Here is a 14009-nt window from a genome sequence, read left to right on the forward strand (position 1 = left end):
TCATAATCGGACCGCCACTCTTCGCGTCCGGATCCATCCCGCCGTCCCCGGATCACCGAGAATCTCCGACATGAACGAATTCCAAGCTCCGCAGGCCCCCATCGCTCGTCCCGCGGCCACGGGCCGGATTCCGATTTCCGCCTACATCCTGGCGGTCATCTCGGGAGTTTTCGTGACGGTCGGCTCGATGATCGCCGTGGCGTTCTCCCACCTGTTCTTCGGAGACTGGATCACCCGGGCACCCCGAATCGCGGTCCTGGCGATCCCCTACCTCGCGATCGGCCTGGGGATCCTCTCCGCCTGGCAGTCGCTCCGGCAGGCCAAACGAAAGGCCGTCGCGAAGGCGAAAACCCTTTGAGGTTGCGATGGTCCGGGTGGCCCGCTCTCGCGAAGCGTGAGCAAATCTCCCGGCTAGCCCATCCGTTGCGGAAGTTCACCATCCGAGACGCCATGATGTTCATCGCGGCGTTCGCCCTGGGTGGGATCGGGGCTCGTGTCAACAACGCGATGAGGTTGGAGAGAGGATCCGCATAGGATAATGGAGCTAATCACCGGCGAGGGGCTGGATAAGTTCCGCGATAAGCTGCAAGAGCGAGGCGGATATCGACCAGGGCGACCGCACGCTATTCTTTTGATGGATTGAGACTTACAGCGAATGGCTTGAATTTCAGGAAACACCTTACCGACCCCTCACATCGCATGCGAGATACCCGGGCGGCCTGGACTCGGGCGACCCACCCCACTCGTCCCGATTGGGTCGAACTACCTGTGAAACTCAGGCTTCCCGAAGAGAATCCACGCAAACAAATTTTATATCAACAATTGATATCCCTATAGAGCGGGTTTACCGATGAGGCTGTGCAAGGTGTCCAAGAACAGAGAGGGTGCGGTAGTGTAGGGGATCGAGATTGTGAGGCTGGAGGAGTTATAAACCTTGCATCCGCTCTCATATTCCTGAAAGATCCTGAATCGATTCAATTCCGATCGAAAAGTGGCTGTTCTCCGCACACCGGAATGGTCTGAGATGATGAAGGATAAAGAATCCGACCCGGCATCCGATCAGGCACCCCATCCCCATTACGTAATAACATTGGTCCATGGAACTTTCGCACCCCGCGCCCGTTGGACGCAGGATGGTTCACTATTGCGCGAGGTCCTGAAAGAAAGGCTGGTCGCCTCCAGCACCGTTTTCGAGACCTTCCGATGGACGGGCGGGAATTCGCATTTTGACCGAATAAAGGCGGGACTCGCATTCAGGAAATTCTTTCGTGAACTATCGGCGAAATACCCAGAGAGCAAGCACGTCATAGTCGCCCACAGCCATGGCGGCAATGTCGTACTCTACGGCCTGCGGCGGACCCGAAGTCAAGGTCACCCGAATCTTAACGCGATAGTATTTCTTGCGACACCCTTCATTCGCCCCGAAGAGATTGACATTAAAAAAAATTCTCGATACAGAGGATTTTCTGGTCAGTTCGCAGCTATCGGCACATTGGTATTTGCGTTAATGCTGACGATCGCGGTTCCTGTTGCATTAATGGGACTTAGTGGGAACGGCCCAAGTGGATCTCAAGTCAAATCGCTGCTCTATCTAATTCTGGTCGCCGCAACGTACACCGGCAGCATAAAATTATGGTTGAAATCGCGTCGTGACTTTCGTCCCGGTGGGCCCGAATTTCAGCAATTAGCTAGGTCCCAGGCCAGACTCGCTCGATTTTTGAGCGGCCCTCGCGTAGCGCCCGCGCCCTTGCTGGCGGTTTCAACGCAAGGCGATGAGGCCATGCTCGTGCTTGAAACGACGAACTCGGTAGACAGTACAGGGATTATATCGATAAAAGCCATCTCCTGCCTATGGTTCCTAGGATCGATAGGAATGGCAGCATTACTGGGCAGAGAACTCTGGGCTTTAGTTTATGATTTCAAACACCTGCCGCCACCCGGAGAGCGTCATGATTTTGGCGCGGGTCCGTTGATTATCATCTTTTTCATTCTTGTAGAACTGGTCGTTCTCCTCGTGGTCATCGCAACCATATTCTTCATTCCTACCTTTATGAACAAGGCACTGGATCATTGGAGGTGGTTTTCGATGGGCATGGGCTACGGTCGAGGACCAACCGGATCGCATAACCTCTTTCGAGTAAATCCCGAGTTGCGTCCTCCTGGCGATATCTCGTGCGAGAAGTTAGTGGTAACCACCCGGTCGCCTTGGTACTCCAAGGTACTTCGACACTCGGCTCTATACAACGATCGAACGGCACTCACGAAGATAGCCGAATGGGTCGCTTCGATCACCGATCGACAATCACTTTAATACGCAAGAGATAACGTTTAGACATGATTTCGGACGCGTGGGGTAACAGGGGTAATCGTCGCTTACCTCGGAAGCCAATTCGACCGCATGGTGAGCGCAACTTCCCAAGACCACCCTACCGCAAAGCCTGCCACCATTCCGCTGGATTGTCCCAGAACGAAAGTGCAATGTCCTGGTCAATGGATGGTAGGGTTCCTGAGTTCCTCGCGACTTCAGAGCTTCCTCAGAACTTCCAGCGCCTTCGTTTCGAACATCGATTGCCATTCGGGGGACACGAGGCTATCGCAGTCTTCTTGCGCGTAGCCGGTATTCTCTCGCTGCTCTTTCGTGGGCGTGTAGTAGATGTAGCCGTTGGTGTAGCCGGCCACGAAGGCATGGGGATCGTTGGCGGCCTTCTTGATGTTGAGGCCGATCTGGACCGTGAGTTCGCCGGGGAAGGTCACCAGCTTGAAGTCGCCGATCCGTAGCCCTGCCACTTCGACGTCGAGCGTGGGTTTTCCGGCGGCCAGGGTCTGTTCCTGATGCTTCTTCAGCAGGGCGAGGTTGGTGTTCAACCGCGTGAGTTGCTCCATGACCTGGATGTTCTTCAGGTAGTCGTCGACGCCGACGCGGTTGTCGGCATCGAGTTGCGGGAGGGCATCCCGGCCCAGCGTCCGGTCGTGCAGGTAGCCTTGCGAATAGTGCGACGGAAAGTCGGGCGAGAGGGTCCGTTGCATCAGCATCGGCAGGAATGTCTTGAAATTGATGTTCGTGGGCCTGAGCGAGGCCACGAGTCGGGCCTGGTCGGCCTGGATCGCAGCGATCCTCCGTTCGAAGTCGGCGGCGCGGGGCAGGGCGATGACCTCGTTGCTGACCCGGAGTTCGGCGTTCGGCACGGTCTGGATCTTGCGGGCCGCACTCAAGACGCTGAGGCCGAGCATGCTGCCGAGCGGCTCGGCATTCGCTGGACGGCTCGCCTCCTTGTAACGCACCGGGTTGATGTCGCCGCCGCAACCCTGGACGAAGAAGGCCATCGACCCCTCGCCGAGCGTCTCCTCGATCGCCTTCGAGGCGAAGCCGGGATAGTCGGCCGAGTTCCCCTTGCTGGGCGGGTTCATGATGGGATGACAGGCGAAGGTGTAGAGCACCGCCAGGGGCGTGCCGTCCTCGCGATCCAGCCGGAGCAGCCCGACTTGCGGGTCGATCGGCCCGACGCTCGCCACGTCCTCATCGCGTGGCATCGAGTAGGCACGACGCATGTCGACCTCGCTGCCATCCTTCAGCTTCAGGCGACGGTTCTCGCTGATCCGGTCCTCGTGACCGGCTCCCGCGCCCGCCCGGACGGGCATCAACTTCGAGGCCGCGTCCTTCACCGCCCGGACCGTGAGTTGATCGGTGTCGGCCCGGACGATCCCATGACAATGACTGGCATTGATCAGCACGTTCGACGGCGAGACCCCGAGATCCTTCTCCAACCGCTCGCGCACCTTCGCGAGGAAGTCATTCCCGATCCGCCCGATTTCGCCGATGGCCACCGCATCCAGCGTGATGAGCACGACCGTCGTTTCGGCCTGCTTCAGCACCATCGCCTTCACATAGCAAGGATCATTCACCGGTCCCGCGGCGCGATCGGTGATCTCCATCCTGGCGACCCCGGCGAGCAGCGGTGCCGCCTCGCCACGCGCATCGTTCGCGGCGAGGGATGGCCCAACGACCACCACGGGAGGGCAGAAGGTGGTGAACGCGAGGAGGAGTGCGGAATATCGATTTGTCACGGTTCTATCGCCCTGTAAAAGTTTAGCATGAACACACGAACAAAATTTATCTGGATACTCATCGAGCAAACCGTGAGATTGCGTAGCCGCCGAGTATTCTCGGAGTACGGGAGGGCCCGGTAAATAGCCTTCCGAGATTCTCCGACGAACCGAGTTCCTGGAGAATCCAGGAGGAATCCTGAAATTTTGGACGACGCTCCGGGATTTGACTATTCCTCCCAGGCTTCCGGGAACCATAGTGGTGGTTCGTGGCTCGGGAATCGCCTGGAGCGGGTCCGTCCCTTTTCGGAGTCCGTCGTGATTCGCAAGGATATCATCGACCTGTTTCGCGTCCCCCCCGGCAAGAAGGTCCGGCTGAAGCATCACAATCCCGGCTGGAGTCAGACCGAGGAGTTGGAGGAACTCGGGAAGGACGTGGTCAAGGATCGGGCCCGGAAGCTCCTCGATGAGAACCTGGCGGATCTGACGGAGGCCCAGGACCTGCTCTATGCCGGGAAGAAATACTCGCTGCTGATCCTCTTCCAGGCGATGGACGCCGCCGGCAAGGACGGGACGATCAAGCACGTCATGTCGGGCGTGAACCCGCAGGGGTGCCAGGTCTACAGCTTCAAGCATCCCTCGGCCGGGGAACTCGACCACAACTTCCTCTGGCGGTACATGCTCTGCCTCCCGGAGCGTGGGAAGATCGGGATCTTCAACCGGTCTTACTTCGAGGATGTCCTGATCGTGAAGGTCCACCCAAAGTTGCTGGACGGGCAGCAATTGCCCGGCAACGTGGACGGCAAGAAGTTCTGGCAACGGCGATACCAGGACATCAACGCGTTCGAGCGGCACCTGGCGAGGAACGGCACGGTCATCCTCAAGTTCTTCCTGAACATCTCGAAGGACGAGCAGAAGAGGAGGTTCCTGGAACGGCTGGACCGCCCGGAAAAGAACTGGAAGTTCTCGGAGGCGGATCTCGCCGAGCGAGGCTACTGGGACAAGTACATGAAGGCCTACGAGGACTGCCTCTCGGCGACGAGCACGAGGTGGGCCCCCTGGTACATCGTCCCGGCCGATCACAAGTGGGTCACGCGCGCCGTCGTCGCGGACGTCATCACCACCACGATCCGCTCGATGGACCTGAAGTATCCCGAGGTCACCGACGAGCAGCGAGCGAGCCTGGCCGAGGCGAAGCGGCAGCTCTCGGCGGAGTGAGCCGAGTGATCGAGATGGACCCACCCCGGGCGTACGTCCTCCGGACCTCGATGAATCATCATCAAGATAGCCGCATGTCCTTTCCAGCTCCGTCGAGTTCACATTGCAGGCGAGGGTCGAGATGAGCGTTCTACAAGTCACCGGGCCTGGCGACAGGCTGGTCTCGATCGACGCCTATCGAGGGTTCGTGATGCTGGCGATGGCCTCGGGGGGCCTCGCCCTGGGGAAGGCGGCGCAGTTGCATCCCGGGGATCGGCTCTGGGAGGCCTTGAGCTTCCACACGGAGCATGTCTCGTGGCGGGGCTGCTCGTCCTGGGACCTGATCCAGCCTTCGTTCATGTTCATCGTCGGCGTGGCGATGCCGTTCTCCTACGCCAACCGCACGGCCCGGGGCGAGGGGCAGGGCGGGCAGTTCGGGCACGCGCTGATCCGGTCGACGGTGCTGGTCCTGCTCGGGGTCTTCCTGGCATCGGCCTGGAACCGGCAGACCAACTGGGTCTTCACCAACGTCCTGGCGCAGATCGGGCTGGGCTACCCGTTCGTCTTCCTGCTGCTCGGCCGATCGGCCCGGGTCCAGTTCGCGGCGCTGGTCGCGATCCTGGTGGGGTACTGGCTCCTGTTCGCCCTCTACCCCCTGCCGGGGTCCGGATATCCGGGAGGAGACTCTCCCGAGGCCGGCGCCTTGACGGGGTTCCTGGCCCACTGGGCGAGGGACACCAACCCGGCGGCGGCCTTCGACGGGGTGTTCCTGAATCTCTTCCCTCGACCGTCGGGCTCCCCCTTCGTCGTGAATGAGGGGGGATACGCGACGCTGAACTTCGTGCCGTCGATCGCCACGATGCTCGCGGGGGTGCTGGCGGGGGGGCTCCTGCGGTCGGGGGCTCGCCCGATGGCCAAGGTTGGTTGGCTGGTCCTGGCGGGGGTGGCCTGCCTGGCGCTGGGGTGGGGCCTGGATCGGGCCATTTGCCCGATCGTCAAGCGGATCTGGACTCCTTCCTGGGTGGTGTACAGCACGGGGTGGACCTCGCTCCTGCTCGCCCTGTTCTATGGCCTGATTGACGTCGCCGGGTTCCGGCGCTGGGCGTTCCCGATGGTCGTGGTCGGGGTCAACTCGATCGCGTTCTACATGATGGCCCAGTTGATGAAGCCATTCGTCGCCGGGCAGCTCCAGATCCATTTCGGCCAGACCCTCTTCGACGGAGACTACGGCCCGACGGTCCGCTCGGCGACTGTCCTGCTGGCCTTCTGGTTGATCGCCTACGGGATGTACCGGCAGAGGATCTTCGTCCGGATCTGACCGGCTCCAGGTCGTTCCATTTGATCGAAATCGCTTGACCGGGCCTCGGGCGTGGCTCAAGGTGGACCGCGATCGGTCCGGGCCGGTGACTTCGCCGGCCTTCGGCTTGCCGCCCCTCGTGACGGAGGGGGTTCGGGTCCATTTCGAGAGGATGGGGTCATGGCGAGGATGGTCGGCTCGCATCGTGTCCTTTTTTTCGCGCTCATCGCCCTGGGGATCGCAGAGTCCCCGGGTCTGGCCCAGGAGGCTCCCGTGAAGGAGGAACCTCGCCTCAACATGGTGGGGGCTTACGGGTCGTGGCTCTCGGAGAAGGTGCTGGGCGACGGCCCGGCCCGGCTCTCGTTCCGGACGGGGAAATGGAAGTCGCTCGACGATTGGCGGGCCGTCGCGAGGGAACGGGCCTGGGATCGGATCGCCCCGGTCGATCAGGGGGGAAAGCCCGAGGTCCGGGTCGAGTCGACCCGCGAGTTCGACGGCTTGCAGATCGAGCGGCTCTCGTGGCAGCTCCCCGGCGGGCCGCGGACCGAGGCGGTCTTCCTGAAGCCGATCGGGGCCAAGGGGCCCTTGCCCGCGATCCTGGGCCTGCACGACCACGGAGGCAACAAGTTCCTGGGCTGGCGGAAGATCGCCCGAATCGGCGACGAGCCGACCGAGATCGTCGAGGCCCACCAGGACGAATATTACGGGGGGGTGGCCTGGGCCAACGAGATCGCCAAGCGCGGTTACGCCGTCCTGGTCCACGACACGTTCCCGTTCGCGAGCCGCCGGGTCCGCGTGGCCGACGTCTCGCCCAAGGTCCGCGAGGACGGGATCGACCCCGAGCCGACCGACACCCCGGGCGTGAAGAGCTACAACAAGTTCGCCTCGGCCCACGAAGACGTGATGGAAAAGAGCCTGATCTGCGCCGGGACCACCTGGCCAGGGGTCTACGTGGTCGAGGACCAGAGGGCGCTGGATGTCCTCTGCGCCCGGCCCGAGGTCGACCCCTCGCGAGTTGGCTGCGCCGGGCTCTCGGGCGGCGGGATGCGGACCGTTTTCCTGGGCGGCCTGGACGACCGGATCAAGTGCGCGATCGCCGTCGGGTTCATGACGACCTGGCGCGACCTCCTGCTCGACAAATGTTACACGCACACCTGGATGACCTACGTGCCGCTCCTGCCGCGCGACCTCGACTTCCCCGAGATCCTCGCCCTCCGGGCCCCTTCTCCCACGATGGTCCTCAACTGCAACGAGGATCAGCTCTACACCCCACCCGAGATGCACCGGGCCGACGCGATCCTCCGCGAGACCTTCGAGAAGGGCGGGGCCGCCGACGCCTATCGCTGCAACTTCTATCCGGGCGGCCACAAGTTCGACCTCGAAATGCAGAAGGATGCGTTCGAGTGGTTCGATCGCCACCTGAAGGCGAAGCCGTAGACCGATCGACGTTTCGCTTGACATCACCCCCGCGATGGGCGATAGAGTGGTTTGACGAATGTTAAAACCGAGGTTCGAGTCGCGCAACGCGAGGGCGTCGAGGGGGACACCATGAGCCGGAAGCTCCGGGTACTGGCCCTGGCGGTCGGGTTGGGATTCGCGATCGGCGGGGCGTCGGCCCTCGCGGGCGATGCGGACCCCTCGTCGACGGAATTCTTCGAACTCAAGGTCCGCCCGCTCCTGGCCGACTCGTGCGTGAAGTGTCACGGCGAGAAGAAGCAGAGCGGCGGACTCCGGCTCGACTCGCGCGAGGCCCTGCTGAAGGGGGGCGAGGGCGGCCCGATCATCGATCCGGCCCACCCGGAGGAGAGCCCGCTGATCCGGGCGATCCGGCACTCGGACGAAGACCTGAAGATGCCGCCCAACAAGCCCTTGCCCCGAGCCGCCCAGGACGACCTGGCCGCCTGGGTCGGGGCGGGCGTCCCCTGGCCCGTGGCCGACTCGACCCGACCGATCGAGGGCCAGGCCCACTGGGCGTTCGAGCCGCTCCGGCCGATCGTCCCGCCGGTCGACCCCAGGGGCTGGGCCCAGGGGCCGATCGACCGACTGATCGCCGCCAGCCACAAGCCCCAGGGGCTCCACCCCGTCGAGCGGGCCGACCGCCGGACCTTGATCCGCCGGGCCACCTTCGACCTGATCGGTCTGCCCCCCGACCCGGCCCGGGTCGAGTCGTTCGCGAATGACGATCGCCCCGACGCCTTCGCCAGGCTGGTCGACGAACTGCTGGCCTCGCCCCGATATGGGGAGCGGTGGGGACGGTACTGGCTGGACCTCGCCCGCTACGCCGACACCGCCGGGGACAACTCCGACTACCCGATCCCCCAGGCGTACCTCTACCGCGATTACGTCATCGACGCCTTCAACGACGATGTCCCGTACGATCGGTTCCTCCACGAGCAACTCGCGGGTGACATCCTGGCGTCGGAAGGCCCTCGGGACGATTACGCGCGACGGGTGATCGCCACCGGCTTCATCGCCCAGGCGAAGCGATTCGGCACGACCAAGCTCGAAGACCCGCACCAGATCATCGAGGACACCCTGAACACGACCGGGCAGGTCGTGCTCGGCCTGACGCTCCGCTGTGCCCGCTGCCACGACCACAAGTACGACCCGATTTCCGCCCGCGATTACTACGCCCTCTACGGATTCTTCGCCGGCACGAAGTACCCCTTCCCCGGAGCGGAGGAAGTGCGTCGGCCCAGCGAATTCGCCCCCCTGGTCCCGCCCGATCAGCTCGAGCAGTTCGAGACGCGACACGTCGAGATGCTCGATCGGCTCAAGGCCGATCTCGGAGAACTCGAGGGGAGAGGAGAGGCGGCCAGCCAGGTCCGGGACCTCGGCCTGAAGGTCGCCCTGGACGACTTCCTCGCGAGCCTCGACCATCCGCCCGACCGATCGAAGGAGGCCGAGGCCTCGAAGGTGGAACTGGCCAAGGCCCATCGAAGGCTCGACGGCCAGGTCAAGAGGCTCCGCGAGAAGATCAAGCAGGTCGAGCTGGCCGGACCGATGGGGCTGGCCCCTTCGGCCTACGCCGTCCGGGACGGCGATCCGACCGACGTGAAACTCCAGATCGGCGGCGATCCCCACCGGCTCGGCGACCTGATCCCGCGCGGGGTCCCCAAGGTCATCGAGCCCGCCGGGACGATCGAACTGCCCTCGGCCGGGAGCGGGCGACTGGCCCTGGCCCGTTGGCTCACGGAGGGCTCCCCTCGACAACTGGTCGCGCGGGTGATGGTGAATCGGATCTGGCAGCACCACTTCGGCAAGCCGATCGTACCCACCCCCTCCGACTTCGGGCTCCGGGGAACCCCTCCCACCCATCCCGAGCTGCTCGACTGGCTGGCCCGGGACTTCATCGAATCGGGCTGGTCGATCAAGGCGATGCACCGGCGGATCATGCTCTCGGAGACCTATCAGCTCGCCTCCGGCCACGACTCGGAGAACTCGGCGATCGACACCGGCAACGCCTGGTACTGGAAATTCGATCGACGACCGCTCGACGCCGAGGCCCTGCGGGATAGCCTCCTGGCGGTCGGCGGGAACCTCGACCTCGGACGACCCGGGCCGCACCCGTTCCCGGAGCCGGAGACCTGGGGCTTCACCGCCCATCATCAGTTCAAGGCGCTCTATCCGTCCGAGCATCGGAGCGTCTACCTGATGGTCCAGAGGCTCCACCCCCACCCCTACCTCTCGCTGTTCAACGGGCCGGACACGAGCGTGACGACCGCCTCGCGCGACACCTCGACCGTCGCACTCCAGGCGCTCTATCTCCTGAACAATCCGTTCGTCCACGACCAGTCGCGCCGATTCGCCGGGGCCTTGATCGCGGACGAGCGAGATCCCTCGGCGAGACTCCGACGGGCGTACCTCCGGGCCTTCGGCCGGGAGCCGACCGACGACGAGCGGTCGAGGGCGTTCGGATTCCTGGATTCGTACCGGCGGAGCCTGGTGTCCGAAGGGGTGCCCGAGGATCGACGAACGGTCGAGGCCTGGTCGGGGCTGGCCCGGGCGCTGCTGGCCTCGAACGAATTCCTCCACGTGGATTGACGAAGGTTGGGAGAGGGACCGGATTATGGCCGATCGACCGATGAACCGGCGTTCGCTCCTCCGACAGGCCTCGGGCTTCGCCGCGGCCGGGGGCCTGGGGCTCTATCGGAACCTCTCGATCGCCGCCGCCTCGAACGCGGGACACCCGCTCGCCCCCCAGCCGGGCCACTTCCAGGCGAAGGCCAAGAACCTCATCGTCTTCTTCATGACCGGGGGGATCTCCCACCTCGACACCTTCGACTACAAGCCGAAGCTCCAGAAGGACCACGACAAGTCGGTCGGCAAGCAGAAGGTCCTGGCCTCGCCCTACAAGTTCCGCCCACGGGGCGAGTCGGGCAAGATGGTCAGCGAGCTGTTCGAACACGTCGGCGGGGTCGTCGACGACCTCTGCTTCCTCCACACCGTCCACGGCGACTCGGCCGGGCACTCGGCCGCCACCCTGGGCATGCACACCGGCTCGGTCACGATCCCGCTGCCGAGCCTCGGCTCGTGGGTCAGCTATGGCCTCGGCACCCTCAATACCAACCTACCCTCTTATGTCGTGCTCGCGGCCAAGGAGCCGTATAACGGCTTCCAGGCCTGGGATTCGAACTTCCTCCCCGCCTACCACAAGGGGGTGAGGGTGATCCCCGGACGCGACCCGCTGCCCGACGTGAAGAGCCCGGTGGAGTCGGTCTCCCGGCGCGAGCTGGAAGGCCTGATGCTCCGAGACCTGAACGCTGCCCACCTCTCGGCCCGCGACGGCGACGAGGTCCTGGCGTCCCGGATGGCCACGTTCGAGACCGCCTACGGGCTGATGCGCGAGGCGCCCGAGGCCTTCGACATCGCCCGGGAAACGCGCCCGACCCTCGAACTCTACGGGGCCGATGCCAACGAACCCGGCTCCTTCGCCGCCCAGTGCCTGGTCGCCCGTCGGCTGGTCGAGCGCGGGGTCCGCGTGGTCGAGCTGTTCGACGTCGGCTCGAACTCGAACTGGGACAGCCACAACGATATCGGCGACCACGTCGCGCTCTCGAAGAACGTCGACCGCCCGATCGCCGCCCTCATCACCGACCTGAAGCAGCGGGGGATGCTGGACGAGACGCTGATCGTCGCCTGCTCCGAATTCGGCCGGACCCCCTGGCAGGACCTGACCCCGGTCGGCCGGGGCCACCACAGCAAGTGCTTCACCTGCTTCTTCGCCGGAGGCGGCACCAGGCGAGCCCACAGCCACGGGATCTCCGACGAATACGGCGACGGGCCCGCCGAGGACCCCGTCCACGTCCACGACTTCCACGCCACCATCCTCCGCCTGATGGGCCTGGATCACACCCGGCTGACCTACCGCTATTCGGGGCGAGACTTCCGACTCACCGACGTCTACGGGAACGTGGTCGAATCCGTGATCGCCTGAAATCCTGGCCGATCACGACGGGCCGTCCTACAACGAGGGTCGGAACCCACCCGAACCCCCGGACGTCCCCATGCCCGCCACCAACCACGCCGACTGGCCGCCAACCCGCGAGGAGGGACTCCGTCGGCTGGCCGACTTCCTCCCGCGAGCCGGGTGGGATTACGCGGAGCGGAGGAACTTCGACCTCGGCCCGGGCGATCGATCGAACGTCTCGACGTTGTCGCCCTACCTCCGGCACCGACTACTGACCGAGGACGAAGTCGTCTCGGCCACCCTGCTCAGCCAGGGTCTCAAGGCGTCCGAGAAATTCGTCGGCGAGACCTGCTGGCGGACCTACTGGAAGGGCTGGCTCGAACTCCGACCGTCGGTCTGGGATCGCTACCAGGCCGAGGTCCTCGGGCTCCTCGACACGCTCGACCGCGATGCCGGGCTCCGCGACCGTTACGAATCCGCCTGTTCGGGACGGTCGGGGATCGGTTGCGTCGACCTCTGGGCTCGCGAACTGGTCGAGTCCGGCTACCTCCACAATCACGCCCGGATGTGGTTCGCCTCGATCTGGATCTTCACGCTGCGGCTCCCCTGGGCGCTCGGGGCCGATTTCTTCCTCCGCCACCTGATCGACGGCGACCCGGCCTCGAACACCCTCTCGTGGCGATGGGTCGCCGGCCTCCAAACGAAGGGGAAGACCTACCTCGCGACCGCCTCGAATATCGCCCGATTCACCGAGGGGCGGGTCGTGCCCCGTGAACCGCTCGCCAGTCGGGCCGAACCGATCGAGGGGGAGCCCCTCCCGGCCTGGGAGCCCTTGCCTCGAGCGAGGGAGATCGACGCGACCCGGCCCTTCGCCCTCGTCCTGACCGAGGACGACCTGGCCGTCGAGTCGATCGACCTGGTCGGGTCGGTCCCGGTCGCCGTCGCCGGAGTCCTGGCCACCGAGGATCGATCTCCGAGGGGGGTCAACCCGATCGTCCTCAGGTTCGCGGACGGTGCCATGAGCGACGCACTCGACCGGGCGTCGAGGCGGTTCGGCTGCCCTGCGATCCGGCTCGAAGGGGACCGGCCCGAAGAGTTGAACGACTGGTGCGACTCCGGAAAGGTCGACCAGCTCGTGACTCCGTTCGCGCCCGTCGGCCCGGCTCGATCGCGACTCGACCGGCTGGAGTCGGTCCTGGTCCGATCGGGCCGGACCCTGATCCGGCCCCGTGGAGCCTGGGACGAGGCACTCTGGCCGCACGCGACGAGCGGATATTTCGGCTTCAAGAAGAAGCTGGACGTCTCGCTGGCTCGCCTCGGGATCACGGACCGGTCGAGCTAGATCGGTTTCACTCCGGGTCGGGATCGGGGAATTCCGGGCGCTTGCGACCCTCAAAACAAGGTTCCTCGCCCTTGAGGAGCCAGGCGGGCCTCACGCCGGTCTGGTCGATGAGGTCGAGGAGGACCTCGGCGGGGACGGTGACGCCGGTCTCGTAGTTGTACCAGGTCCGCGCCGGGAGGCCCAGGAGTCGGGCCATCCGGGGGCCGCCGTGGTCGCCGAAGAGATCCCTGCGGAGATCGCGGAGCCGGTCGGCCAGCCTGGCCTTCCTCTCGAACCTGAACTTTCTCGGCTCTTCCGGCCCCTCCCGGAGTCGAGACAGGAGCCCTTCCTGGTTCCAGGAATCCCACCCCTCGACCATCTTGCCGTCCTGGAAATGTTGCCAGGTCATCCCGCGGATCGAGATGGGCTGGTCGGTGGGATCCAGGCCCAGGCCGTCGCCGGTGTGGGTCCCGATCGCCCGCCAGCGGACCACCACGTCGTCGCCGTCGGAGACGATGTCCTCGACCTCGACCTTGAGGTCGGGGAAGGCGGCCAGGAACTCCCCCTGGAGTTGCTTGAACGGCTCGATGCCGGGGACCTCGCCCGACTCCATGTGCCCGATGCATTCCGGGCTCAACAACTCGTCGATGGTCGCCATCGAACGCTGGTTCCAGGCTTCCTCGAACCACCTGCGGGCCAAGGCTCGATTCTGGGCGCTCATGTTCGGCTCGCCTCCGGGG

General features: G+C 64.4%; 10 protein-coding genes. 8 read left to right on the top strand and 2 right to left on the bottom strand.

Going from position 1 to position 14009, the window contains the following annotated elements:
• The first annotated feature begins 70 nt into the window (after positions 1-70).
• Together P12x_RS25070 and P12x_RS25075 are read left to right on the top strand one after the other, a co-directional pair.
• Entirely contained in the window at positions 71-358 is a 288-nt protein-coding gene (locus P12x_RS25070) for a hypothetical protein (RefSeq protein WP_435007750.1), read from the top strand.
• A gap of 666 nt (positions 359-1024) precedes the next feature.
• A complete protein-coding gene (locus P12x_RS25075; RefSeq protein ID WP_435007751.1) occupies positions 1025-2311 on the top strand; it encodes an esterase/lipase family protein in 1287 nt (428 codons plus the stop codon).
• A gap of 212 nt (positions 2312-2523) precedes the next feature.
• Here the strand turns inward: P12x_RS25075 and P12x_RS25080 are convergent, their stop codons facing one another.
• Positions 2524-4065 (bottom strand): hypothetical protein, encoded by a 1542-nt coding sequence (locus P12x_RS25080; RefSeq protein WP_435007752.1) that lies wholly within the window; start codon positions 4063-4065, stop codon positions 2524-2526.
• A 297-nt stretch (positions 4066-4362) separates the two neighbouring features.
• Here P12x_RS25080 and P12x_RS25085 point away from each other — a divergent pair, with 297 nt between their 5' ends.
• The 6 genes from P12x_RS25085 to P12x_RS25110 all read left to right on the top strand — a co-directional run bounded on the left by P12x_RS25085 (position 4363) and on the right by P12x_RS25110 (position 13290).
• Positions 4363-5262 (top strand): polyphosphate kinase 2 family protein, encoded by a 900-nt coding sequence (locus P12x_RS25085; protein ID WP_435007753.1) that lies wholly within the window; start codon positions 4363-4365, stop codon positions 5260-5262.
• Positions 5263-5383: 121 nt separating this feature from the next.
• The gene (locus P12x_RS25090) at positions 5384-6559 is read left to right on the top strand and encodes an acyltransferase family protein (protein WP_435007754.1); all 1176 of its coding nucleotides are present in this window, start codon (positions 5384-5386) and stop codon (positions 6557-6559) included.
• Between the two features lie 159 nt (positions 6560-6718).
• Positions 6719-7975 carry an alpha/beta hydrolase family protein gene (locus P12x_RS25095; RefSeq protein ID WP_435007755.1) on the top strand — a complete coding sequence of 419 codons (1257 nt, stop codon included), beginning with the start codon at positions 6719-6721 and terminating at the stop codon, positions 7973-7975.
• A 111-nt stretch (positions 7976-8086) separates the two neighbouring features.
• Positions 8087-10582, top strand: a complete 2496-nt coding sequence (locus P12x_RS25100) for a DUF1553 domain-containing protein (RefSeq protein ID WP_435007756.1) — start codon at positions 8087-8089, stop codon at positions 10580-10582.
• A 25-nt stretch (positions 10583-10607) separates the two neighbouring features.
• Entirely contained in the window at positions 10608-11975 is a 1368-nt protein-coding gene (locus tag P12x_RS25105; RefSeq protein WP_435007757.1) for a DUF1501 domain-containing protein, read from the top strand.
• Between the two features lie 70 nt (positions 11976-12045).
• Positions 12046-13290 (top strand): FAD-binding domain-containing protein, encoded by a 1245-nt coding sequence (locus P12x_RS25110; RefSeq protein WP_435007758.1) that lies wholly within the window; start codon positions 12046-12048, stop codon positions 13288-13290.
• A 7-nt stretch (positions 13291-13297) separates the two neighbouring features.
• Here P12x_RS25110 and P12x_RS25115 read toward each other — a convergent pair whose 3' ends face one another.
• On the bottom strand, positions 13298-13990 hold the full coding sequence (locus P12x_RS25115) for an ester cyclase (protein WP_435007759.1): 693 nt from the start codon (positions 13988-13990) through the stop codon (positions 13298-13300).
• Between the last annotated feature and the right edge of the window lie 19 nt (positions 13991-14009).

The sequence above is a fragment of the Tundrisphaera lichenicola genome (assembly GCF_051175385.1).
GTDB lineage: Bacteria > Planctomycetota > Planctomycetia > Isosphaerales > Isosphaeraceae > Tundrisphaera > Tundrisphaera lichenicola.